Below are 22,485 nucleotides of genomic sequence, written 5' to 3' on the forward strand. Positions count from 1 at the left end.
ATAACGGTTAACGCCGGGTGGCGCTGCGCTTACCCGGCCTACATTTCTCGGGCAGTGGCGGCACCGGGCGCTTATCGTCAATCAGATGGCGTACGGTGAGGATCGGATGGCGCCACAGCATACGCGGCCCGGCCCAGCGCATAATCTGCTTCATCTCTTCCCGCTTTGCCGGCTGGTAACAGTGCACCGGGCACTGCTTACAGGCCGGCTTTTCTTCACCAAATACGCACTTATCCAGACGTTTTTCCGCATAGGCAAAGAGCGCATCGTAATGCCCCTCTTCCGTGAAGGCAGCAGGCGCGCCGCGCTGATAGAGAGCAATCATCCTGCGGATAGTGAGTTTTTCACGGGTAATGCGAGGGCCAGCCATAGAAGATGCTCCAGGGTGGAAAAGAGGTATCCATATTACATCTTCTTCATTAGCCGCTCAAAGAGTTCAGATTGTTCTGCCCTGCAGAGTTAAAAACGTCGACTATACTCAAACTTCATCACAACAAAGGAGGATGTATGGTTAATAAAAGTGAAATTCGTGAACACGCTCAGGTTATTGCTAGCTGTGGTACCCACGTTGGCACCGTTGACCACCTCGAAGGCGAAGACAAGATCAAACTGGCAAAAAGTGATTCGGCTTCCGGCGGTGTGCACCACTATATCCCTCTAAGCTGGGTAGAAAAAGTTGACGGTAATAACGTGGTTCTCAACAAAAACTCGGAAGAGGTAAAATCTTCCTGGCAGACCGCGTAACTGCAGTTTTTGCGCCGTTCGGGTCTCTGACCTGGGCGGCACGCTCTATTTTCCCGCCCTTCTCTTATTCCTAAAAAATAAGCCAGCCTGTCAAACGCCTGTTTTTAAAAGATAAACAGACACACTTTTTTTGTGACGAAACTTTACAAATAAGAGATAATTTGTGAAAAGTATTAGTCAGCCCGCGCATTACGCGGCATAGTGAAAAGCTAAAGCGCTGGGGTGAGGATAGAGAATGTTTTCTTTTGTCGCCAGACAGGCGATTTTTGATGAAAATTTGCAGACGTTTGGCTATGAGCTCCTGTTTCGGGACAGTATGGCTAACCGTTTCCCCAACGTTTCACCTGAACATGCCACCGCCCAGCTCATTGAAGAGCAGTTCTTTGGCGCGCCTGGCAGCAGCCAGAAAGAGTCGGGTACGGTGTTTGTTAACTTTCCCTATGAACTGCTGCTCCAGGGGCTGGCGGAAACGCTGCCTAAAGATCGGGTGGTCATTGAGATCCTTGAAACTGCCGAGCCGACCGGGGCCCTGCTTGCCACCATCAAACGCCTGCATCAGCAAGGGTTTCGCATTGCGCTGGATGATTTTTCCCTTAGCGGCGACTGGGATACCTTTATTCCCTACATCAGCATTATCAAATTTGATATTCGAGAAAATAGCTGGCCGGAAATTCAGGACTACATGCTGTGTCGCGAGGAGCTACTGAAAAACACCCTGCTGCTGGCGGAAAAGATCGAAACCTTCGACGAATACGAGCTATTTAAAAACGCCGGCTTTACCCTTTTTCAGGGCTATTTCTTTAGCAAGCCGGTGGTCTATAAGAGTAATAAACTGGTGCAGAACCATATCGTCTCTCTGAACCTGATTCAGGAGGTGAACTCCGATGCCCCCAACCTGCAGCGCATTGAAGACCTGCTCAAGCACGACGTCGCCCTCTCCTATAAGGTGATGCGCTATGCGCAGAACATTCTCTATAACACCCGGGGCATTAAGGGGACGCGCAGCCACTCGCTAAAAGATATCGTGGTTTATCTGGGGGCGAAAGAGCTGCGGCGTTTTGTGCTGGTCACCTGCCTCAGCTCGATGAATAACGTTAAAACCAATGAAACCTACTATCAAAGCCTGATCCGCGCCAAGTTCTGCGAGCTGGCGGCAACTCGCCTGCGTGGCAGGGTCTCGGCCAACGACGCGTTCATGGTGGGACTCTTCTCTCTGCTGGACGCCGTATTCGAGATCCCACTGGAGGAGCTGATCGGCCAGGTGGTGATCTCTCAGGATGTCCGCATGGCTCTGCAACAGCACCGGGGCCTGCTGCATCAGTTTGTTAGCCTGGCCGAGCTGTACGAGCAGCGGAAGTGGGAGGAGGCCAGCCAGCAGGCTTACCGGCTGGGACTGACGCGCGGGATGATGGCTGAGATGATGACCTCAGCCATCCAGTGGGCCGACGAGATGCCGGTTAACGCCCCGCTGAAGGCCAGCCCGCCGAAAAGCGCCCGCGTGCGCTAAACCACGGCGCGCTCGGCGTTAACCACCGCCACGCACTGCCCGGCCCGCACCGACGATCCCGGCTGTACCCGGACCTGATCCACGATACCATCGCAGGTGGCGCGCAACGGGATCTCCATCTTCATCGACTCCAGAATCACCATTACGTCCCCCTCCTTCACCCTGTCGCCGGGCTTGACCAGCACCTGCCAGAGATTACCGGCTATGGGGCTGTCGATGCCACGCTGGCCCGCCTGGAGCGGCGCATCGTCACCCACCTCCGGCATGGCGTCGTGACTGTCAAAGTGGGCCTGGCCAGAGGCTACCCAGCGCTCTCTTTCAGCATTAAACGCCGCCTGCTGATGGTGGCGGAAGGCGTCGATGCTGGTCGCCTCCTCGGCCAGAAACTGCTGGTACTCCGCCAGCCGCAGCGTGCTCTGCTCAATGCGCAGCGGATAGCGCCCGAGCGGGAAGTCGCGACGGATGGTCAGCAGCTCCTCGGCGGAGACCGGGTAGAAACGGATCTGGTCAAAGAAGCGCAGTAGCCACGGCTTGCCGCCAAAATCCTCGACCGCATGATAGCGACTCCACATCTGCAGCGTACGTCCGACGAACTGATACCCGCCCGGCCCCTCCATGCCATAGACGCAGAGATACGCCCCGCCGATCCCGACCGAGTTCTCTGCCGTCCAGGTGCGCGCCGGATTGTATTTGGTGGTCACCAGCCGGTGACGCGGATCGAGCGGGGTTGCCACCGGCGCACCGAGATAGACATCCCCCAGCCCCATGACCAGGTAGCTGGCGTCAAACACCGTGCGATAAACCTCGTCAATATTGTCGAGATCGTTGATGCGGCGGATAAACTCCAGGTTGCTTGGACACCATGGCGCATCCCGGCGCACGGTGGTCATGTACTTGTCGATGGCTTTCTGGCACGCCGGATCGTCCCACGACAGCGGCAGCCAGACCACACGCGACGGCACCTGCAGATCCTCCTGCTGGCATACCGAGTGCCACACTTCGCGCACGATCCCCAGCAGGTGCTGCAGCGTCAGCGCCTCCGGCTGATAGTGTACCTGTAGCGAGCGGATGCCCGGCGTCAGGTCAATCACCCCGTCGAGGTCCAGCGCCTCCAGGGCCTGCATCAGAGCGTGGCCGCGAAAGCGCAGAACCAGATCCAGCTCGGCATCGCCAATCTCCAGCAGCAGATGGGTATCGCCAGAGAGGCGCGCTACCAGCCGCTTGTCCGCCGCGCCGGTCTCCATCACGATCGGCGAGGTGAGCGGCTGCATCTGCCAGTTGATCGCTACCGGCTGCAGGCTCGCCAGCTCCTGGCTACGCCCCTGCGCCAGCAGGCGGGCGGTGTCGATGTCCACCGGCACGAAGCGCACCCGATCCCCAGCGTTAAGCTGGCCGAGCTGCCAGAGATCCGCCTCGATGACCGTCACCGGGCAGACAAAACCGCCGAGGCTCGGGCCGTCCGGGCCGAGGATCACCGGCATATCGCCGGTAAAGTCTACCGCGCCGATGGCGTAGGGGTTGTCATGAATGTTAGAGGGATGCAGCCCCGCCTCGCCGCCGCTGTCGCGCGCCCACTCCGGTTTTGGGCCAATCAACCGCACGCCGGTGCGGCTGGAGTTGAAGTGTACCTCCCACTCGGTGGCAAAAAAGGTCGGGATCCACTCGGGTGTAAAGTACTCCGGTGCACCGTGCGGGCCGTAGATCACCCGCAGCTCGCGTACCGTCCCGAGGGACGTATGCAGCGCCGCCGGCAGGTCCGTGCCGCAGCGGGCATCGGTTAACGGCGCAAGGTGCAGCACGTCTCCGGTACGCAGGGCGCGCCCGGCATGGCCGCCAAACTGCCCGAGGGTAAAGGTGCTTTTGCTGCCCAGATAGTCCGGCACGTCGAGGCCGCCGCGCAGGCAGAGGTAGCTGCGCACGCCCGCCGCCAGGGTATCTCCCAGGGTTAGCGTGGTGCCAGCAGGAATGAAGAAGGTCTGGCTCATTGCCTGCGGCTGGCCGTCCAGTTCGACACTTATTGCCGCGCCGGTGACGACCGCCACCGCATCGGTATTAAACTTCAGGGTCGGGCCGCTGACGGTGATCTCCAGACCCGCCGCGTCGTCGGCGTTGCCCAGCAGACGGTTGCCAAGGCGCAGGGCACGATCGTCCATTGGCCCGGAGGGGGGTACGCCAACCGCCCAGTAGCCCTGCCGTCCCGGATAGTCCTGTACCGTGGTCTGCGTCCCGGCGCTCACCACCTCCAGCGTCGCCGCCTGGTAGCTCAGGCTCTCAAGGCAGCGGGTCCACGGTTCGCCGCTGGCAAAGGGCGCGTCACGCAAAATCTGCCGCAGGTACTGACGGTTAGTCTCTACGCCGTAGAGGCGCGTCGCGTCCAGAGCGCTGTCCAGCTGGTCGATCGCCTCGTCGCGGGAGTCAGCGTAGGTAATGATCTTGGCCAGCAGAGGATCGAAGAACGGCGGCACCTCGCAGCCAGACTCTACCCAGGTGTCAATTCGCAGCGTGGTGCGATCCTGCTGCGGAAAACTCACGTTAGTCAGCAGGCCTGGCGAGGGCTGGAACTCACGGCCCGGATCCTCGGCATAGACCCGGGCCTGGATCGCATGTCCGTGCGGGCTTAACCCGGCGGCGATCTCGGCCAGCGGGGGCAGATCGCCCGCCGCCAGGGCGATCATCATCTGGACCAGATCTACGCCCCACACCTGCTCGGTGACGCCGTGCTCTACCTGTAACCGGGTGTTGACCTCAAGGAAGTAGAACTGCTGGGCACTGCTGTCGTAAACGAACTCCACCGTGCCGGCGCTGCGGTAGCTTACCGCCTTGCCCAGCTCAATAGCGGCCTGGCAGAGCGCCTCGGCCATTCCCTCAGGCAGCGCGGTGGCGGGAGTCTCCTCCAGCACCTTCTGGTTACGCCGCTGCACCGAGCAGTCGCGCACGCCGAGGGCAATCACCTCTCCCGCGCCGTCGCCAAAGATCTGCACCTCCAGATGGCGGGCACGCTCGATATACTTCTCAATAAAGACGCCCGCATCGCTGAAGTTATTTTTCCCCAGCCGCTGCACCGCATCGAAAGCCTCTGCCAGCTCTACCGGGCTGTAGCAGACGCGCATCCCGATCCCGCCGCCTCCCGCCGTGCTCTTGAGCATTACCGGGTAGCCGACGCTCTCTGCGGCATCCAGCGCTTCCGCGACGTCAGCCAGCAGCTCGGTGCCCTCCAGCAGCGGCACGCCGTGGCTTTTCGCCAGCGCACGGGCGGTGTGTTTCAGGCCGAAGATGCGCAGCTGCTCCGGGGTGGGGCCAACGAAGGCGATCCCGGCGGCCTCGCACGCGTCGGCAAAGGCGGCGTTTTCCGACAGGAAGCCGTAGCCGGGGTGGATAGCCTGCGCCCCGCTCTCCCGGGCGGCAGCGAGGATCTTATCCACCTGCAGGTAGGTTTGCGCCGCCGGGCCTTCACCGAGGCTAATCGCCTCGTCGGCTTCGCGAATATGCAGGCTGCTGGCATCGGACTCCGACCAGACCGCCACCCCTTTCACGTTCATCTCCCGCAGGGTACGCAGGATACGGCAGGCGATAGCGCCCCGGTTAGCGATAAGTAATTTTGTAAACATGATCCAGACCCGAACCGTGGCGGGTCGTCCCGCCGGGAATAATCTCGCCGCCTGGTCGTCCAGGGGGAAAAGGCAGTTACTGCTGCGGCTTATTGTCCAGCGTCAGGCGATTAGCCCGCACTGCAAACAGGCGGTAGAGCATGAGGCGCAGGCGACTCAGTTCCATACCAGCACCTCCGCAGGGGTCGGATTCCAGCCGTTGCACGGGTTGTTAAGCTGCGGACAGTTGGAGATCAGCACGATGACGTTGCACTCGGCGCGCAGTTCAACGTACTTGCCCGCGGCGGAGATGCCGTCCTCAAAGGTCAGACTGCCCTCTGGCGTTACCGGCACGTTCATAAAGAAGTTAATGTTGGCCCCGATATCGCGCTTATGCAGACGGCCATCGTGCAGGCAGGCGCAGAGAAAGTTATCCCGGCAGCTGTGCATGTAGCGTTTGTCGAGGGCGTAGCGCACGGTGTTGCTCTCCTGGGCGCAGGCTCCGCCGAGGGTGTCGTGACGGCCGCAGGTATCGGCCACGATGGTCAGCAGCGGATTGCCCAGCCCCGACCACAGCACGCTTCCGGTGGTCAGGTAGGCGTTGTTCTGGCGGCGCAGGGTGCGCTGGGGATCGTAGCGCTCGCGCGGGTTATCGGCGTTATAGAACAGCGTATCGATGGCCTGGTTGCCTTCGAGATCGTGCAGACGCAGGGTCTGCCCCTTTTTCACTTCAAACAGGTAGTGCTCACCCGCCGGAATGGTATGGCGGAACACCGCTTCTGCCGGATGTTTTTGGCTTTCAACAAGAGACATTTTTCGGCTCCTTACAGGGCAAACAGCTGGGTGTTAGTCAACGCGCGACCGTTTTCAGGCCGGGTCAGCAGGGCGCTAACGGCGGCTTCGTTATCACTCGCCTCGAACCAGCTCAGCTGTACCGGGCGCGGGGCGTATTCAGGCTGCGGATCCATCGGGTGGGGCAGCGCGGTCAGGACGATCAGCGTCTCCATCGGCGCATACAGCTCGACATAGCTTCCCGGCGCTGAGAAGCCGCGGTGAAAGGTAAAGGCCCCCTGCTCGTCAACGCTGACCTTGCTGAAGAAGTTCACCACCATCAGCAGATCCTCGAGGTTGAGGTCCCATTTGCCCATCTCCACCAGCAGGTTATCCATGCCGTTGCGGTAGAAGCCGTTGCGTAGCTCCTGATAGCGACCCTGACCATACTTCTCGGCGGTCTCCTCGGCGTTCAGCACCCCGCCAAAGGGATCGTGCCAGCCGCAGGTATCCGCCACGATGCCCGCCAGCACGCGCCCCATGTCGGAGTAGAAGCAGTGCCCGGCGGTGAGCCTGGCGGTGTGCTGGCCCTTAAGGGTATCCGGCAGGTTCAGACGCTCGCTCTTCTCGTGAGCGTTGAGCATCATCATGCTGACGTTCGCCCCGCCCTCAATGTCGGTCAGGCGCAGGATCTGTCCACGCTTGAGAATAAACGAGGCGTGACCGCCGCCGGGGACGGTCTCCTCACGAATAGCAGTGGCGGTATGCAGAGAGTGCGTCATCGAATTAGCTCCTTAAAGAAATAACGTTCGCGGGCGGGGGCGACATCACCTCCGCCATGCGCGCCTCGTTCAGCGGGATGTCATAGGTAATACGCGCCCCGTAAGCGTTCGGCTCGTGGGGGTCGATGCGCACCTTGTCGAACACCAGCAGGCGCGTGCCGAGGTTGAACCCCTCGGAGAGATCGTGAGTGACCATAAAAACGGTCATCCGCGTTTCGCTCCACAGCTGGAGCAGCAGAGCATGCATGTCCTTGCGGATGCCCGGATCGAGCGCGCCGAACGGTTCATCCAGCAACAGCACCCGCGGCTGCATGATGAACGCCTGGGCGATGGCTAACCGCTGCTGCATCCCGCCCGAGAGCTGGGCCGGATATTTGGTCAGGGCGTGGCCGAGGCCGACCTTCTCCAGCATCTGCGCCGCCTGCTCGCGGGCCGCTTTTTTACGACCGCCGAACAGGCGACCCAGCAGCGGACTGTTGGGCAGTTCAAGGCCAATAGCGACGTTATCCAGCACGTTAAGGTGTGGAAACACCGAGTAACGCTGAAACACTACGCCACGGCTGCGATCCGGCTCGGCCGCCAGCGGCTGGCCGTCGAGGGTAATGCTTCCCCGGGTGGGTCGCTCCTGGCCCAGCAGCAGGCGCAGGAAGGTCGATTTGCCGCAGCCCGAGGCCCCGACCATGGAGCAGAACTCCCCCTGCTGGATTTGCAGGTTGACCCGCTCCAGCACCACGTGATTGCCGTACTCTTGCCAGATGTTGTTGATATCGATAAAGCTCATGCCTTCCCTCCTTCCGCCCAGGGAAAACAGGTTCTGTGCAGCGCCCGCAGCGCCAGATCCATCAGCCAGGCCAGCAGGGTGATCCAGACGACGTACGGAATAATGACGTCCATCGCCATATAGCGGCGGACCAGGAAGATGCGGTAGCCCAGCCCGGCGGTGGAGGAGATCGCCTCGGCGGAGATCAAGAACAGCCAGGCGGATCCGAGCAGCAGCCGCAGAGAGGTCAGCAGGCGCGAGAGCAGCTGTGGCAGCACGACGCGCAGTACCAGCGTCCAGCTGCTGGCCCCCAGCGTCTGGGCCTTGATCAAGATCTCCTGAGGGATCTCTCGCGCTCGATGTTCGAGATCCCGGGCCAGCATCGGCGTGATGCCGATAACGATCAGCATGATCTTGGACAGCTCGTCGAGGCCGAAGACGATAAACAGCACCGGCAGGATCGCCAGGGGTGGGATCATCGACAGCACGGTCATCAGCGGCGAAAGCGAGGCCCGCCACATCGGAAAGACCCCGGCGGTGATGCCGATGCACAGCCCAATCAGCGAGGCGATAACCAGCCCGGTAAGCAGGCGCGCCAGGCTCACCAGGGTATCCAGCCAGAAGAGGTAGTCGCCGCTGCGCCTGTCTGGGGTAAAGGCCATCCGGTCAATGGCGGCCAGCATGCCGTCGAGGCCCGGCAGCAGCTTGTCATGCGGGTTGGCCTCAAGGCGCACCGCGGAGCCAAGAAAGTAGGCCGCCAGCAACAGGACGAACGGCAGCAGCACCAGCATAAGGCGCATACCAGGCTGTGGGTGGCGGTTAATTTGTCGCATGCACAGGCTCCGTTAGTCTTAAAGTTTGCCGTCGGCAGCCAGCTTCACGAAGCTGTCGTCAAAGCGCAGCTTGACGTTGCCCGCATCGCCCTGGGTTACGTTGCCCGGGAAGGCCATGCCGATAAAGTCAGCGCTCTGCGCCCCCTCCCCCAGTAGCCCCTTATCAAAGGAGAACTGCGCCACGCGCTGCATGGTTTTCGCCAGATCGCCCGAGGTGGCGAAAGCGAGGTTATCCGCCGGGGTATAGAAGAGATGGGTGGTTTTCAGCTGCGCCTGGTAACCCGCCAGATCGGTGCCGGAAGCTGCCGCCATTGCGTTCAGCACCTTCGCATCCTGGGCTTTCATCAGGCCCATCATCTCGTACCATGCGCCGGTCAACGCTTTGCCCAGCGCCGGGTTATCCTTCAACGTTTCGGTATTGACTACCATCATGTCGATCAGCTCCCCCGGCACGGCGGTAGAGCTGAAGACTTCGGTGGTTTTCGGCGTCGCCTTGATGGCAGAGAGCTGCGGGTTCCAGGCCACCGCCGCCTGGACGTCATCGGTGGCGAAAGCAGAGACGATATCGGCGTCGGAGGTGTTCACCACCGTCACGTCACGCTCCTGCAATCCGGCCTTCTCCAGGCCGCGCACCAGCAGATAGTGGGAGACGGAGAGTTCCGGCAGGTAGATTTTCATCCCTTTCAGGTCGGCAAGCTTTTTGCCTTCGCCTTTCAGCACCACCCCGTCGTTGCCTTCCGAGTAGCTGCCAAGGATCAGCGCCGTGGTATCGACGCCGCCCGCCGCCGGAATGGTCAGCGCATCCATGTTGGTCATGGTGCAGCCGTCAAACTGGCCGGCGGTGTACTGATTGATGGATTCGATATAGTCATTGAGCTGGACGACGTTGATTTTGATGCCGTACTTACTCGCCCATTTGTCGATGATCTTCTCGCTGCTGATGGTGCCCCACGGCATCCAGCCCGCGTAGATGGTCCAGCAGACGTTGAACTCTTTTTTAGCCGCCGCGAATGAGGGAACGCTGGTAAGCAGGGCCAGCGACAGAGCAAGCGTGCGGAGAAAGGAACGTTTTTTCATTATCTGACCTCGGGTTGGGACAAAAAGGGAGCAGCGCGACACCCTCTGGTGTTGCCGTCTCCCGGGATTTTGCCCCGCCGTGTAACCTCAGAGAGGTCGCCAGCTCTCGGACCAGCATTCATCAATGATGAACCGGAACCCTAGCCAGCCATTTTGTACAGATATGTTGTGTTGCGCTGCCTGCTGTAGTGAACAGTGCAAAAGCTATGCCAGGCGCTAATGCCCGCAAACGGTGCCTGCTGCGAACGCAGCAGGCGAAAAGTGCGCCCCAAAATTGGGCAGTGCTATGTGATGGTGCAATGCGGCCGGGGTCTACTCATCCGCGCGGCTTTTGCTGCCGGAGTAGATAAACCAGAGGGCGATCCCAAGGCACACGACCGCGCCCAGTCGGGTGGCGGAGAAAGGGATCGCCTCGTTATGCAGCCAGCCAAAGTTGTCGATTAGCATGCTCATCGCCAGCTGGCCGAAGATCACCGCGACGGTGGCCACCGCCGTGCCGATACGCTGCACCGCCAGCACCATAATCACGATATAGGGCACGCCCAGCAGCGCGCCGAGCAGCTGCCACTTCGGCACCTCCAGCAGGGTGACCGCATGCTTTGTCTCAAAGAAGAAGATCAGCAGGGCGGTAATCAGTGCCCCCACCGAGAAGGTCAGAAACGCGCTGCGAAACACACCCACCTTGCTGCCCAGCTGACCGTTGATCGCGGCCTGCACGCTTAACAGCGCCCCGCCCACCACCGAGAGAATAATCATCAGTAGAATCATTGTTCGTTATCCTTTTGCCACCAGCGCCAGCCCGGCGATGATGAAAACCAGTGCCCACAGGCGCTTTGCATCAATCTGTCTGTGTCCGGTGCCAAACAGTCCAAAGTGATCGATCACCAGGCTTTTAAACACCTGTCCGGCCAGAATGCCAATCATGCACATCGCTACCCCAACAATCGGCGCGGCCAGGGTCAGGATCACCACGTAAGCCGGGCCAAGCACGCCGCCGAGCAGCTGCCAGCCGGGCTGGCTGAAAAAGGAGGGACTGTTGCGCGGACTGAAAAAGAGCATCAGCAGAAAGGTGAGCGCGGCTCCGACGCCAAAGATGCTGAAGGTGGCCCACAGATGGCCTACCTCGCCCCCCAGCGGGCCGAGAATGCCAGCCTCGACAGACAGCCCCATGCCGCCCGCGATCACCAGTAAAATCAGTAACAATTGCATGACTACGTATCCCTTAAGAACAGAAGCGCAGCAGCCTAAAGCAACCTTCACTATTAAAAAACGCTATAATGCGCGAAACACTTTTGCAGGTTTTGCACTAATGAAAGATACAGGCTCGATCACTCTGCGCGCCCTGCGCTTTTTTGTTGCCGTCTATGATAAGCAGAGTTTTTCAGCGGTGGCCCGCCGGGAGGGCGTCTCCGCCTCAATGATCTCTCGCACCGTGATCCAGCTGGAGAACGCGCTGGGGCAGCAGCTTTTCTACCGCAATACCCGGGCGGTGATCCCCACCGAAGCGGGTCATCTGTTTATGGTGCATGCCCGCGCCATACTGGAAAACATGCATAGCGCGCAGACGGAGCTGCAAAACCGCGCCGCCGTGCCTGCCGGGCTGGTGCGTATCAATGCCCCGGTGTTTTTTGGTCAGCACCATATCGCTCCCTGGCTGAGCGGCCTGGTGGCGCGCTATCCGCAGCTACAGATTGAGCTGAACCAGACCGACGACTATATCGATCCCCATCGCGACGCCGCCGATCTGATCTTTCGTATTGGCACCCTTACCGACTCCTCTTTCCACGCGCGCATCTTAGGAACTCAGCGCTATTACCTGGCCGCATCGCCGGACTACCTGGCAAAACAGGGTGTGCCGCAGACGCCAGCGGAACTGAATCAGCATCGCTGTCTGGTCTACAGCGGCGCTTCCGGCCCTAACCGCTGGCTTTTTAGCGCCGGGGGCAGCGAGTGGATGCACTACCCGGTGGCGGCCCACCTCAGCTCAAATAATGCCGAAACGCTGCTTACCGCCGCGCTGGGCGGCATGGGAATTGTGTTATTTCCGGACTGGATGATAGGCAACTGCCTGCGTCAGGGAACATTAGTTGAGCTATTAGCTAACTATCACCCCACAATTAATGCCGGGCCACAGCATATTGCCGTGATTTATCCCAATACCCGGCATCCGCCTTTAACAGTACGTGCGGTTATTGATTATTTTGTCGACGTTTATGGCACCCCCCTTTATTGGCAGGTAATCTGAACTCATGAGAAAGTTGTAGAATTAAAAAAATCTTCTACACTTATTTTCAAGGCTTCGATTTTAATCATGTTTTGATGAGGTCTTTAATATTCAACTGACAATCAGGAGAGTCTAATGAAAAAAGCGATCGTTTTACCTGTTGCAATTTTACTTGGCGCAGCGGCCCTGTCTGGTTGTACCCGTACCAGCTATGCGATTCATACCAATGATGGCCGAACCATCATCACCGATGGCAAACCAGAGCAGACCGATGCAGGCCTGTTAGGCTATAAAGATGCCAACGGCGTTAAGCAGCAGATAAACCAGTCCGAAGTTCAGAAGGTCTCTGAAGTGCCTCATTAATAGAAGGGCCCCCTACGGGGGCTTTTTTATGGCCCCCTCAACCCTCTCTCAATTAACGCCCCTTGCGCTTCTCGGAATACATCACCGTATCGGCAGCCTTTAGCATATCCACGAGATCGTCATATTTTTCTATGCTATTTTCCAGCATCCCATATGAGTAATTTAACGGATATTTTTTACCTACATTACTATACCAGTCATCTATTTTAGTTTGCAGATTGAATAAAAACGCGTCGGCATCATTCTGTCCATTATGCGCCAGCAGCACGGCAAAGCCGCTGCTGTCTACACGCCCGCAGACGTCGCCATTTTTCATGCAGCTATTAAGGCATCTGGCAAAAGCACGCAGGGCGTTATCTCCCTCGGCATGGCCCCAAATATCATTAAGAGACTGCAGGCCTTCGACCACGAAATAGAGCAGCGTAAAGGGCGTGGCATTCTGAGTTAGCTCGATAAAACGTTTATCGCCAATCTGGAAAAAGCCACGGCGGTTAGGCAGCTCGGTCAGCTTATCGGTCATCGCCATGCCGATAATCACCAGCTCATCTTCCACAATCGCACCTAAATCGAGCAGGAGGTTGATATCGTCGGAGCTGAACTCCCGTGGCTTATTATCCAGCAGGCAGATGGTCCCCGCGATCGATCCATCGGGCAGGCGCACCGGGCAGCCCGCATAGAAACGCACAAAGGGTTCATCATGGACTAGCGGGTTATTTTCGAAGCGATCGTCTTTCAGCGCATCTTTAACGATCATAATGCCCTGCAGCAGGATCGCGTGGGCGCAGAAAGAGACGTTACGCGAGGATTGTCGCATGTTGAAACCCTCGCAGGAGATCATCCACTGCCGATCTCGGTCCAGCAGGGTGATAAGCGCAATGGGCACGTTAAAGGTCGCTTTGGCCAGCCTGGTGAGGCGTTGCAGCCGCTCATCGTCTTTTTTATCAAGCAGATCCATCATATAGAGCGATTTTAAGCGCTCTTTTTCATTAACAGGTACACCGGGAAATTTCATAGACGCCCTCTCTGGTTTTAAACAATATAACCGAGAAGTGCAGTTTTGGTAGGATAAGTACCCTGCCCAGGTCGCTCTCCCGCGTTCTGGGCAAGGCGCTAAACGGCGTCAGGCAACGCTGGCGATAAGGCCTTTGTCTACCTCTGCACGGCTGATGGCACCGGTATCGTAGTGAAACACGGTCAGCACGCGGCCGTTGCTCAGATCCTGTACCAGCGCCGGGGCGATGCGGAAGCTGGCCGCCAGTTCGTCACGTCCCAGTCCCGGACGGCGCTTGCGGCGCTCGACGCGGAAACGGATCTGGTTATATTTGGCCCAGCCAATCAGCACTGCCGCGTTGATCAGCGCAACCATCAGGTAGAACGTCACCGTGTTCACGGTGGAGAACAGCGGACCAAAACCAATAAACGGCGCGTTGGCCAGCATGTTAATCAGCCCTGCATAGACCAGGTAGGAGAACCCAGTCCAGGCAATCAGCGTCAGGGCCACGTCAAAAATACGCGGCATAATACGCAGTTCAGTAAAAATCAGCGGTTGTTTCATGGATCATTTCTTCCTATACCACGGTCAGGACTTACCCAGCGCGCTCTGCTGCGCTTGCGCATCAGCATCACTTTGGGGAAGGCGACCAACGTTGTGAACAAACTCAACATCCAATAAACCACCGGGAACCAAATGATCCAGAAGAGCGACGCGCCGATACCTTGCTCATAGCGTCGTTCAATAATCAAACTCACCAAAAACTGCAGGAGACAAACCACGCCGAGCATCAGCCCGGTAAAAGCCGGTGGGAACAGATGTTGTACATGGAGCGAATCAGGCATGGGGATAACCAGCCCAACAAGGAACAGCAGGATCGTGACCGCATAGGCAAAGGCCCAGGCGGTAGACAGGCAAAACTCGAGGAATAACGGCCACATACGGCGATACTCCCATGCCCAAAGGCGACGCATATTAACAATAAAGACTTCTGCCCCACCCTGGGCCCAGCGCAGGCGCTGTTTCCATAACCCTTTCATCGTCTCTGGCATCAGGATCCAGCAGAGCGCGCGCGGCTCGTAGAACACTGTCCAGTGACGCAGCTGCAGCTTCCAGCTGATATCAATGTCTTCCGTGATCATATCCGGGCTCCAGTAGCCCACTTCCGACAGCGCGCGGCGGCGGAAGGCGGCAATAACGCCGGAAACGGTAAACACCTGGCCATAGACACGCTGGGTGCGCTTGATCAGGCCGATGATGGAGGAGAACTCGCCAACCTGCACGCGCCCCACCAGCGTGGAGCGGGTGCGGATCCGTGGGTTGCCGGTTACCGCCCCAACGCGAGGGTACTGCAGCAGCGGTGCCACCAGGTAGGCCGCCGCATCGCGATCCAGCAGGGCATCGCCATCGATACAGACCAGGAAGTCACTCCGCGCCGAGGCCGCGCCGGTCTGCAACGCCACCGCTTTGCCCTGGTTCTCTGCCAGATGGATCACCCGCAGACGCGGATACTCAATGGCCAGCTGGTCCAGCACCTCGCCGGTGTTGTCCTTTGAGCCATCGTTGATGGCGATCACCTCGATATTTTCATAGCGCTGGGCCAGCGCCGCCTCGATGGTCTCCCGCGCGTTCAGCCCCTCGTTATAGCAAGGTATCAAGATGGAGATGAGCGGATTCCCCTCCAGCTCCGGCGGCGGCGTGTTTGGCCCCCAGGGCCAGTGACGCTCCCGATGGAACCAGAAGTAGAGCCCGCCGCTGATCCATAATGCGGACATAAACAGCGGCCAGAAGAAGACGAAGTTCAGGATCATGTCGCCGGTGAAAATCGCCGCGACCCCCAGCGGGAAGCTGAACATCAGGCACAGTATGAGAAACGCTACAATGCGATCGGTCATTTTTGCGGATACCAGTATGATGAGAAGGCAGAGCGGATCTCAGACATCTCGGGTTGATCGTTAAGGAAATCGTCAGGGTAGTAGCCATAGCTGTCTGCACCGCTCAGCTTGAGCTGGCGCATCCACTCGGTCATCTGTTTCCCACTGATATCTTTCTCTTTCGCATCAGCACGCCAGTCCTGCGCCTGCAGTTCAAAGACGGTTTTATCTAGCGCACCGGGCCGCTGGCCCACGATTTTCACCATTTTGTCCAGCCACGCTTTGTCCTCACCCTCCGGTACGCCCTCCATCCACGGCATGGCCATCGGCGCGGTCCAGTCGTAGGTGGCCAGGAAGTCGTCGAGGTTCTGGGCAAACCAGGCTTCGCTCTCTGGCTCCATGATCGGCGGCGCGTAGATATTGCGGGCGGTTTCCACCTGCGGCCCACGAATGGCGCGTACCGACGCGGTGAGATCGCGGGTAAAGTCGATCAGCGTCTTACTCTTGAAGCGCGTCCAGCGTTTAAAGGTCTCCGGGTTGCTGCGGATCGCCTCGATGCTGCCCGGGAAGCCTGCCGCTTTGTAAGCACGCAGCGCATCCGGTGAGGCGTCCTCGAAATCGCTCAGGAAGGCGTCATCGTGGAACAGCACGCCGTTGAAGGCGGCCCCTTTCGCCAGATCTTCGTAGATCTCGGTGATACGCCTGCGCGCCTCCGGGTTCCATGGCGAGAGACGCACGTACTGCTTGCGCTCTACCATGCTGCGCTTCGTATCCGGGTTCCAGGCCGTGACGCGCGGCAGCGGATCGTCCATCTGGAAAGCCAGTACCGGCATCCAGGCGTAGACGTTCACCCCGCCGCGGCTCTGTAACTGCCAGGCGATAAAGTTGAACAGATCGGCGCGCATCGGCAGCCAGCGGTTCGGGAAGTAGAGTTCGCGGATATTGCCGTCGCCCTCGGGATCGGCGTACGCCTGCAGGAAGACATGGGAGATCTTCATGTCGTACACCCGCTGGATCAGCATGTCGATGTTACGCCGCTGCTGGGCGGGATCCTTGTCATAGACGTAGTCCAGGTCGATATGCATTACGCGCATGTTCTGCTTCTCACGCACCTGGGCAACCTGGCTGGCAAAGGTTTTCAGCGACGGGTTGTTGGTGATCAGGATGCGCGGAATATCTTCCAGGTTTGCGGCGTTAGCCAGACCCTGATTAAGGGTAAAGGCCATCCGATAGCCATGCTGATGGATCAGCTTCAGCGACGTACCGTTTGCTGCCCCGTAAGGCCAGACCCACGCGCGTGGCGCTTTGCCGGTGACCTCGGTGATTTTTTTGGTCACCAGATCCAGGTCTTTGTTGATGCGCGCCTCATACTCCTCGTCGGTTTCATACTTGCCGGTGGCTTTGATGTAGCCACGATTGGCAATGGCCGGCTCCTTGCTGCCCTGCGGGTTTGCCTGGATGCCGTAGTGGGACGCCCAGGTGTGTGCCCCCACTTCAACCAGCGGTGACTCGCCCATCTCCTTGACCATCTGCCAGGTAGCGAACTTGTCACGCGCCGTTTTTAAGCCGCCGAAGTCGATTGGCTGGTTGGCGGGTGTATCCACCCAGCTGCCAACCGGGGCCCAGACCGCAGGCCAGTTGTAGGCTTTGAGGATCGGCCAGACGCGGGTGTAGAAGCTGCTGTAACCATCGTCAAAGGTCAACATTACCGCCTTTTCCGGCAGCGTGATTTTACCGTCGTGAGCATCCAGCACCTGCTGCACGGAAACCGGTTTATAGCCATTGTCACGCAGCCAGGCGATCTGATCGTTTAATGCGCTGGTGCGCACCGAGAGGTAGCGCTGGTCCGCAGCGCCATCCTCAACGTCGTGATACCCCAGTACCAGAAAACTGTTTTTTGGCCAGGCGCTGTCCGCGTTCAGCGGCGGTCTGGCAGAAGGTGGAAGATAACCCGGCTTCTCAGCACTGCTACAGGCGGTGATGAGCATCCATCCGGCGATGAGTGTTGCGGCTCGCAGCCATTTCTTAAACATGACCTGTCCTCAGAACCTGACATTCAAATCAAATGCGAGGGAGATATTCCGCTCACGCTTACCATCGTAGGGACGTTTATCCCAGGTCAGCATCAATCCGCCTTCCACGACGTTGTTCCACTGAACCCGTTGTCCATACCCAAACTGATTTATTGCCCCGACGCTGTGGCCTTTCTGCCAGTAGGCCCCTGCCCCAGCGGCAATCTCCTGCTTCCATATCGTGTCGTAGTGCTGATACATCACATGCTCAGCGGTCAGCGCTGGTACCACAGAGAGATCGCGTTTCGGGTTGTAGTAGTAGACATCCTCCTTGGTGTTCGTACTGCCGCTAATGCCCGGCGTGAAGTCGAGGGTAAAGCGCGGGGCGGTCCACAGCCGCTCTTTGCCGCTCAGGCCGTACTCGATGCGATCGTTATCATCAGAGAAGTGCGAGGCAGCGAACGAGAGCTGATACTCCCGGCGCTCGGTCTGGTGCCAGCGCAGATAGAGATCGCCGCTGTTGGCATAGACGTTGTTGCGCAGGGCACGCAGCGGGGTATTACGCGACAGCCGCTCCGCAGAGCCGCCCAGCCGCCAGTTGTCATTGAAGTCATGCCACGCCGACAGACGGCCGCCGGTCTTCTGCCCGTCGCCGTAGTTACGCGTCGATACCTCCATTTCGGCCCAGTAGTCCCGCGCCGTCCACTCAGTACCGACGCCGAGATCGCGGTTGATCCCCTTGCCCTCTTCAAATTCGCCGCTGGCGAAGTTGTAGGCCGTAAAGAGCCGCCAGTTGTCAGCGATCGGCGGGCTATAGAGCGCCGCGTTAAAGATGAAGTCGTGCTGGCCGCTGACCGGGCTATCAGAGGAGATCCCCTGTGAACCGTTGATCCGCAGCTCGCTCTTGTGGTGCACCTCACGAGCGCGGGCGAGCCGCAGGGAGGATTCATCATCCGGGCTGCGGGCGATGACGTCGTTGGTCAGCTCGTCCGCCTGCCGCCACTCCTGCAACTCAAGAGCGTTCCAGGCCTGCTGCTTCTCCAGCTCAAGGTTGCTTGGCTCGATGACCTCAGCCAGCTTCAGCTCGCGTTCGGCCTGCCGTGGCAGGCCACGGGCGAGCAGCACCGAGGCGTAGGTAATGCGCAGCGCCTGGTTGCCGGAGCCGGTACGCGCCAGCCACTCCGCGTGCTTCTCGGCCTCGGGCAGGTTGTTGGTCTCAATCTCATACTGGGTGAGCAGGCTCTGTCCCAGCAGCCAGCTATCGTTAGGCTGCGGCACGGGGGAACCCAAAACCCGCATCAGGTAGGGGCTCTTTTTAACCAGATCGTCGACCTGGCGCTTCGCCGCCGGGTAGTTGCCGCTGTCGATATGGGCATAGAAGAGATCCTGCTCATCGTCTTCGGTCAACGGCGTCACCGGGATCGGGCCGTTGGGGTAGTAGATCGCCATCAGCATCTCTTCGGCTTTCTGCGGATCTTTCTCCGCCAGGTAGGCGGAGGCTACCCAGCGCCTGGCGTAGTCCGGGATCGGCTGGCCGTCGGCGGAGAGCGACTCATACTCCTTCACGGTCTCTTTGGTACGCTTGCGGATCACCAGCGCGCCCAGGCGGTCAATACGGGCGCGACGCACGTCGGCCTGCGCCGAAGGATCGTCCTTCCAGGCGATCAGCAGCGCGTCGTAGCGGGCGATGGCTTTATCGGCGACGAGGAAACGCTCCTCTTCGTTACGGGTAGGGGTAAACGCCGAACGCACGGTCTGGGCAACCGCGTCCAGCTCCAGCCGCCGCTCAAGGGGGCCCGAAGCCACAGAGGGCGGGGTCAGATCCAGCGCCGGACCGGCAATACGGTTGGCAGAGAGCACCGCCAGCTTGGTGGACTGGACACTTTTGTTCTGCGGATCCAGCGCCTCGGCGCGGCTGGTCGCCAGCAGCGCATCCCAGTTTTTACCCTGCGAATGGTAGACGTAGGCTACCAGCGCATCACGCTCGGCCCCCGGCTCCTCCGCTGCCCATTTGTTGGCTTCGGTGATCGCCTGCTCGTTACGGCGGGCGTCGGCCAGGGTCATGATCCAGCCGGTACGTGCATCAGCACTCTTTGGATCGTCCTTGAGGACGTTCTCCCAGACAGCCAGCGAGGCATTCCAATTTTTCTGGTTACGCAGCGCGCGGGCGACAGCGATTCGCCCACGCGGCGGAATCTGAAGGCGATCCTGATAGCGCTGCCAGATACGGACCGTCTCGGCATTGTCATCTGCCCAGGCGGTAACCTGCAGCCAGTCAGCAACCTGATCGGGCGTGAGCGGCGTCTGCTGTTCCTGAGCCTTTAAGTAATTTAGCAGCGGCGCTCGCTCCCCTTCCCGCGCCTGTACAATCAGGGCATCGTATTCAGGAGAGGCTCCGTACGCGAACGCTGGCAGCATAATACTTGCAGTAAATAAGCACGTGCCGGAACGAAAGCGTTTTACTAAATTTTTACGTCGGTGAATGCTGAACATAGCTGTGCTGTCCTTATTTCCTTATGCCGGAATAAATAAGCATTATCATTAATATGGTGCTGCAATATGCGAGGGGCATCCCCGCGCATCACGGTAATTTATTAGCTTTCACGAAAAATTAATTTAAATTACTACTTTCTTCGTATTTCAATGGTTTCCAGAGTGTATTAAGGCACGTTTTAATAATAAGATCTCGATGTGTGCAAACGTTAGCAGTGGAATATTTATTTTGCCATCACTGTTAAACAAGTCACGTTAAAAAGAAAATTTTAACACCACTTTTTCTAATACTTTTGGCGTTTAATATCGTAAAAAAGCAAAAAACAGCCGCACAATGGTAATTTTATCTGTGCATGTAAAAGTTGACTTATTTTATAAAAAGGGTACTTTTCAGGACATGAAGACGTTTCTTATTATTGTCCCTGATGGCGGTATGTTATTTGAGGCCGCCGGTATCGCCGATATTCTGATGCACGCTAACCGCCTGCATCTGGAAGAGTTTTCCTCTGCTCGCTATCGGATAGACATCGCCACCACTCAGCCTCACCAGGTCATTCATGGTCAGTCCGGGTTAAATCTGCTAGCGGATTTCAGGCTGGTGGATCTCGATTATACCGAGCCGCGGGATACCATCATGGTCACCGGCAAGGGCATGAACGAGCAGGAGAACAGCGCAGTTGTTGACTGGCTGCGTCTTGCCGCTCCTCATGCGCGTCGGGTGGTCTCTATCTGCGGCGGTGCGCTGTTGCTGGCGCAGGCGGGACTGCTTGATGGTCGCCGGGCTACGACCCACTGGCGGCGGCTGGAGGAGATGCAGTCCCACTATCCGCTGGTGAAGGTGGAAGGCGGGCCGCTCTATATTCAGGATGGCCATATCTGGACCTCTGCCGGGGTCAGCTCCGGCTTCGATCTTACGCTGGCGCTGGTGGAAGAGGACTACGGCTTTACCCTGGCCCGCGACGTGGCTCAGGATCTGGTGATGTATCTGCGTCGTCCCGGCGGACAGATGCAGTTCAGCCGGTTTCAGCTGCTTGATGTCGACGGCTCCGGCCCGATTGGCGACGTGCAGCGCTGGATCCAGCAGAACCTGACGGCCGATCTGTCAGTCGAGGCGTTGGCAGATCGGGCAGCAATGAGCCCGCGCAACTTTACCCGCGTCTTTACCCGCGAAACCGGAACCACCCCTGCCCGCTATGTCGCAGAGGCGCGTCTGGCCGCCGCCAGAGACCGTCTTGAGCAGACCATGGATACGCTGGAGCGCGTGGCGGTAGCCACCGGTTTTGGCAGCAGCATCAATCTACGCCGAATTTTCGAGAAGCAGCTCAAGCTCACGCCCGGCGAGTATCGCCAGCGTTTTCACAGCCGCAAGATGGCGTAAAGTGATCCTTTTTTGTCATTTACGCCATTACGGGCGCGGCCTACTCTGATTCCAGTTACAGCATAACAGGAGTACATCATGGTTAAGGTCGGTATTAATGGCTTCGGCAGGATCGGTCGCAACGTGCTTCGTGCCGCGTTAGGTAATGCAGACGTACAGATTGTGGCAATTAACGATCTGACGGACAGCAAAACGCTAGCGCATCTGTTAAAGCATGACTCATTGCTGGGGACGCTTCCCGTACCGGTGGAGGCAGCAGAAGGGGAACTGAAGGTAGATGGAAAACCCGTTAGGGTCTTTTCCGAGCGCGATCCAGCGGCTATTCCGTGGTCCAGCGTCGGCGTTGAGATTGTGATTGAGGCCACCGGCTTCTTTACCGATCGCGAAAAAGCCGAGGTGCACATCACCCACGGCGGCGCTAAGCGGGTGATCATCTCTGCCCCTGGCAAAAACGACGATCTCACTATCGTGCTGGGGGTCAACCACGAGAGCTACGATCCGCAGAAGCACTTTGTGGTAAGCAACGGCAGCTGCACCACTAACGGTTTGGCTCCTGCCGCTCAGGTGCTGCATCAGCGCTTCGGCATTGAGCATGGCCTGATGAACACCACCCACGCTTACACCAACAGCCAGGCGCTGCACGATCAGCCGGAGAAAGATCTGCGCGGGGCGCGTGCTGCTGCCCTGTCGATTGTCCCCTACTCCAGCGGCGCGGCGAAGGCGCTCGGCAAGGTTATTCCTGAACTGGAAGGCCGCCTCACCGGCTACTCGCTGCGTGTGCCGGTCCCGGTGGTGTCGATTGTCGACCTGACCGTGACCCTGAAACGTGACGTGACCGTGGACGAGGTAAACGACGCTTTCCGCCAGGCCGCCGCCGAGGGGCCGTTGCAGGGCATTCTGGGCTACAGCGACGAGCCGCTGGTCTCCAGCGACTACCAGGGCGATCCGCGCTCCTCGATTATCGACGGTCTCTCTACGCTGGTCATCGGCGGGAACCTGGTTAAGATCCTCGCCTGGTACGACAACGAGTGGGGCTTCTCTAATCGTCTGGTTGACCTTGCTAAACTAATGGCCCAGCGCGGTTTATAA

At 58.7% G+C, this 22,485-nt stretch carries 20 protein-coding genes and 1 riboswitch; of the genes, 6 read left to right on the forward strand and 14 right to left on the reverse strand.

Annotated features, from left to right (window positions below):
- Positions 1-7: 7 nt before the first annotated feature.
- Positions 8-370, reverse strand: a complete 363-nt coding sequence (locus NR795_RS12200) for a nitrous oxide-stimulated promoter family protein (protein ID WP_257758370.1) — start codon at positions 368-370, stop codon at positions 8-10.
- 137 nt (positions 371-507) lie between these two features.
- Here NR795_RS12200 and NR795_RS12205 point away from each other — a divergent pair, with 137 nt between their 5' ends.
- Together NR795_RS12205 and NR795_RS12210 are read left to right on the forward strand one after the other, a co-directional pair.
- Entirely contained in the window at positions 508-744 is a 237-nt protein-coding gene (locus NR795_RS12205) for a DUF2171 domain-containing protein (protein ID WP_042387703.1), read from the forward strand.
- Positions 745-979: 235 nt separating this feature from the next.
- Complete coding sequence (locus NR795_RS12210) at positions 980-2,251, forward strand: EAL and HDOD domain-containing protein (protein ID WP_257758371.1); 1,272 nt, start codon at positions 980-982, stop codon at positions 2,249-2,251.
- Here NR795_RS12210 and uca read toward each other — a convergent pair.
- From uca to NR795_RS12250, 8 genes are all read right to left on the reverse strand, one after another.
- Positions 2,248-5,859 (reverse strand): urea carboxylase, encoded by a 3,612-nt coding sequence (gene uca / locus NR795_RS12215; protein WP_257758372.1) that lies wholly within the window; start codon positions 5,857-5,859, stop codon positions 2,248-2,250. The genes NR795_RS12210 and uca overlap by 4 nt on opposite strands.
- 156 nt (positions 5,860-6,015) lie before the next feature.
- Positions 6,016-6,651, reverse strand: a complete 636-nt coding sequence (locus NR795_RS12220; RefSeq protein ID WP_257758373.1) for an urea amidolyase associated protein UAAP2 — start codon at positions 6,649-6,651, stop codon at positions 6,016-6,018.
- A gap of 11 nt (positions 6,652-6,662) precedes the next feature.
- Positions 6,663-7,391 carry an urea amidolyase associated protein UAAP1 gene (locus NR795_RS12225; protein ID WP_144817810.1) on the reverse strand — a complete coding sequence of 243 codons (729 nt, stop codon included), beginning with the start codon at positions 7,389-7,391 and terminating at the stop codon, positions 6,663-6,665.
- Positions 7,392-7,395: 4 nt separating this feature from the next.
- Positions 7,396-8,172, reverse strand: coding sequence for an ABC transporter ATP-binding protein (locus NR795_RS12230; protein WP_144817809.1), 777 nt, complete (start codon positions 8,170-8,172; stop codon positions 7,396-7,398).
- On the reverse strand, positions 8,169-8,984 hold the full coding sequence (locus NR795_RS12235; protein WP_042387713.1) for an ABC transporter permease: 816 nt from the start codon (positions 8,982-8,984) through the stop codon (positions 8,169-8,171). Before NR795_RS12235 ends, NR795_RS12230 begins: the two co-directional genes overlap by 4 nt.
- 18 nt (positions 8,985-9,002) lie before the next feature.
- The gene (locus tag NR795_RS12240) at positions 9,003-10,061 is read right to left on the reverse strand and encodes a putative urea ABC transporter substrate-binding protein (protein ID WP_257758374.1); all 1,059 of its coding nucleotides are present in this window, start codon (positions 10,059-10,061) and stop codon (positions 9,003-9,005) included.
- Positions 10,062-10,117: 56 nt separating this feature from the next.
- Positions 10,118-10,216, reverse strand: a riboswitch (guanidine-I (ykkC/yxkD leader).
- Positions 10,217-10,373: 157 nt separating this feature from the next.
- Positions 10,374-10,829: a DMT family transporter gene (locus NR795_RS12245; protein WP_144817806.1), complete on the reverse strand. Its 456-nt coding sequence runs from the start codon at positions 10,827-10,829 to the stop codon at positions 10,374-10,376.
- A gap of 6 nt (positions 10,830-10,835) precedes the next feature.
- Positions 10,836-11,270, reverse strand: a complete 435-nt coding sequence (locus NR795_RS12250) for a DMT family transporter (protein ID WP_257758375.1) — start codon at positions 11,268-11,270, stop codon at positions 10,836-10,838.
- Positions 11,271-11,370: 100 nt separating this feature from the next.
- Here NR795_RS12250 and NR795_RS12255 point away from each other — a divergent pair, with 100 nt between their 5' ends.
- Positions 11,371-12,306, forward strand: coding sequence for a LysR family transcriptional regulator (locus NR795_RS12255; RefSeq protein WP_257758376.1), 936 nt, complete (start codon positions 11,371-11,373; stop codon positions 12,304-12,306).
- A gap of 114 nt (positions 12,307-12,420) precedes the next feature.
- Positions 12,421-12,648, forward strand: a complete 228-nt coding sequence (locus NR795_RS12260) for a YgdI/YgdR family lipoprotein (RefSeq protein WP_042387723.1) — start codon at positions 12,421-12,423, stop codon at positions 12,646-12,648.
- Positions 12,649-12,700: 52 nt separating this feature from the next.
- On the opposite strand, the gene NR795_RS12265 is transcribed toward NR795_RS12260, so the two are convergent.
- The 5 genes from NR795_RS12265 to pgaA all read right to left on the reverse strand — a co-directional run bounded on the left by NR795_RS12265 (position 12,701) and on the right by pgaA (position 20,018).
- Positions 12,701-13,660 (reverse strand): sensor domain-containing diguanylate cyclase, encoded by a 960-nt coding sequence (locus NR795_RS12265; protein ID WP_257758377.1) that lies wholly within the window; start codon positions 13,658-13,660, stop codon positions 12,701-12,703.
- A gap of 108 nt (positions 13,661-13,768) precedes the next feature.
- Positions 13,769-14,203 carry a poly-beta-1,6-N-acetyl-D-glucosamine biosynthesis protein PgaD gene (pgaD, locus tag NR795_RS12270; RefSeq protein ID WP_257758378.1) on the reverse strand — a complete coding sequence of 145 codons (435 nt, stop codon included), beginning with the start codon at positions 14,201-14,203 and terminating at the stop codon, positions 13,769-13,771.
- Positions 14,200-15,534, reverse strand: coding sequence for a poly-beta-1,6-N-acetyl-D-glucosamine synthase (gene pgaC, locus NR795_RS12275; protein WP_144817800.1), 1,335 nt, complete (start codon positions 15,532-15,534; stop codon positions 14,200-14,202). The genes pgaD and pgaC overlap by 4 nt, the downstream gene beginning before the upstream one ends.
- On the reverse strand, positions 15,531-17,546 hold the full coding sequence (gene pgaB / locus NR795_RS12280) for a poly-beta-1,6-N-acetyl-D-glucosamine N-deacetylase PgaB (RefSeq protein ID WP_144817799.1): 2,016 nt from the start codon (positions 17,544-17,546) through the stop codon (positions 15,531-15,533). The genes pgaC and pgaB overlap by 4 nt, the downstream gene beginning before the upstream one ends.
- 9 nt (positions 17,547-17,555) lie before the next feature.
- Complete coding sequence (pgaA, locus tag NR795_RS12285) at positions 17,556-20,018, reverse strand: poly-beta-1,6 N-acetyl-D-glucosamine export porin PgaA (RefSeq protein WP_257758379.1); 2,463 nt, start codon at positions 20,016-20,018, stop codon at positions 17,556-17,558.
- A 397-nt stretch (positions 20,019-20,415) separates the two neighbouring features.
- Here pgaA and NR795_RS12290 point away from each other — a divergent pair, with 397 nt between their 5' ends.
- Positions 20,416-21,396: a GlxA family transcriptional regulator gene (locus NR795_RS12290; RefSeq protein ID WP_238081207.1), complete on the forward strand. Its 981-nt coding sequence runs from the start codon at positions 20,416-20,418 to the stop codon at positions 21,394-21,396.
- A 78-nt stretch (positions 21,397-21,474) separates the two neighbouring features.
- The gene (gene gap / locus NR795_RS12295; RefSeq protein WP_257758380.1) at positions 21,475-22,485 is read left to right on the forward strand and encodes a type I glyceraldehyde-3-phosphate dehydrogenase; all 1,011 of its coding nucleotides are present in this window, start codon (positions 21,475-21,477) and stop codon (positions 22,483-22,485) included.

The organism is Pseudescherichia sp. L3 (genome assembly GCF_024656065.1).
Taxonomy (GTDB): Bacteria; Pseudomonadota; Gammaproteobacteria; order Enterobacterales; family Enterobacteriaceae; genus Pseudescherichia.

What these genes read in the sequence shown, in the direction of transcription:
- NR795_RS12250 (WP_257758375.1), bottom strand. Translation starts at nt 11,270, where the DNA reads ATGCAATTGTTACTGATTTTACTGGTGATCGCGGGCGGCATGGGGCTG.
- pgaB (WP_144817799.1), bottom strand. Translation starts at nt 17,546, where the DNA reads ATGTTTAAGAAATGGCTGCGAGCCGCAACACTCATCGCCGGATGGATG.
- pgaC (WP_144817800.1), bottom strand. Translation starts at nt 15,534, where the DNA reads ATGACCGATCGCATTGTAGCGTTTCTCATACTGTGCCTGATGTTCAGC.
- NR795_RS12235 (WP_042387713.1), bottom strand. Translation starts at nt 8,984, where the DNA reads ATGCGACAAATTAACCGCCACCCACAGCCTGGTATGCGCCTTATGCTG.
- NR795_RS12220 (WP_257758373.1), bottom strand. Translation starts at nt 6,651, where the DNA reads ATGTCTCTTGTTGAAAGCCAAAAACATCCGGCAGAAGCGGTGTTCCGC.
- NR795_RS12260 (WP_042387723.1), top strand. Translation starts at nt 12,421, where the DNA reads ATGAAAAAAGCGATCGTTTTACCTGTTGCAATTTTACTTGGCGCAGCG.
- pgaA (WP_257758379.1), bottom strand. Translation starts at nt 20,018, where the DNA reads ATGTTCAGCATTCACCGACGTAAAAATTTAGTAAAACGCTTTCGTTCC.
- NR795_RS12255 (WP_257758376.1), top strand. Translation starts at nt 11,371, where the DNA reads ATGAAAGATACAGGCTCGATCACTCTGCGCGCCCTGCGCTTTTTTGTT.
- NR795_RS12225 (WP_144817810.1), bottom strand. Translation starts at nt 7,391, where the DNA reads ATGACGCACTCTCTGCATACCGCCACTGCTATTCGTGAGGAGACCGTC.
- NR795_RS12210 (WP_257758371.1), top strand. Translation starts at nt 980, where the DNA reads ATGTTTTCTTTTGTCGCCAGACAGGCGATTTTTGATGAAAATTTGCAG.
- NR795_RS12205 (WP_042387703.1), top strand. Translation starts at nt 508, where the DNA reads ATGGTTAATAAAAGTGAAATTCGTGAACACGCTCAGGTTATTGCTAGC.
- gap (WP_257758380.1), top strand. Translation starts at nt 21,475, where the DNA reads ATGGTTAAGGTCGGTATTAATGGCTTCGGCAGGATCGGTCGCAACGTG.
- NR795_RS12240 (WP_257758374.1), bottom strand. Translation starts at nt 10,061, where the DNA reads ATGAAAAAACGTTCCTTTCTCCGCACGCTTGCTCTGTCGCTGGCCCTG.
- NR795_RS12265 (WP_257758377.1), bottom strand. Translation starts at nt 13,660, where the DNA reads ATGAAATTTCCCGGTGTACCTGTTAATGAAAAAGAGCGCTTAAAATCG.
- NR795_RS12230 (WP_144817809.1), bottom strand. Translation starts at nt 8,172, where the DNA reads ATGAGCTTTATCGATATCAACAACATCTGGCAAGAGTACGGCAATCAC.
- NR795_RS12245 (WP_144817806.1), bottom strand. Translation starts at nt 10,829, where the DNA reads ATGATTCTACTGATGATTATTCTCTCGGTGGTGGGCGGGGCGCTGTTA.
- pgaD (WP_257758378.1), bottom strand. Translation starts at nt 14,203, where the DNA reads ATGAAACAACCGCTGATTTTTACTGAACTGCGTATTATGCCGCGTATT.
- uca (WP_257758372.1), bottom strand. Translation starts at nt 5,859, where the DNA reads ATGTTTACAAAATTACTTATCGCTAACCGGGGCGCTATCGCCTGCCGT.
- NR795_RS12290 (WP_238081207.1), top strand. Translation starts at nt 20,416, where the DNA reads ATGAAGACGTTTCTTATTATTGTCCCTGATGGCGGTATGTTATTTGAG.
- NR795_RS12200 (WP_257758370.1), bottom strand. Translation starts at nt 370, where the DNA reads ATGGCTGGCCCTCGCATTACCCGTGAAAAACTCACTATCCGCAGGATG.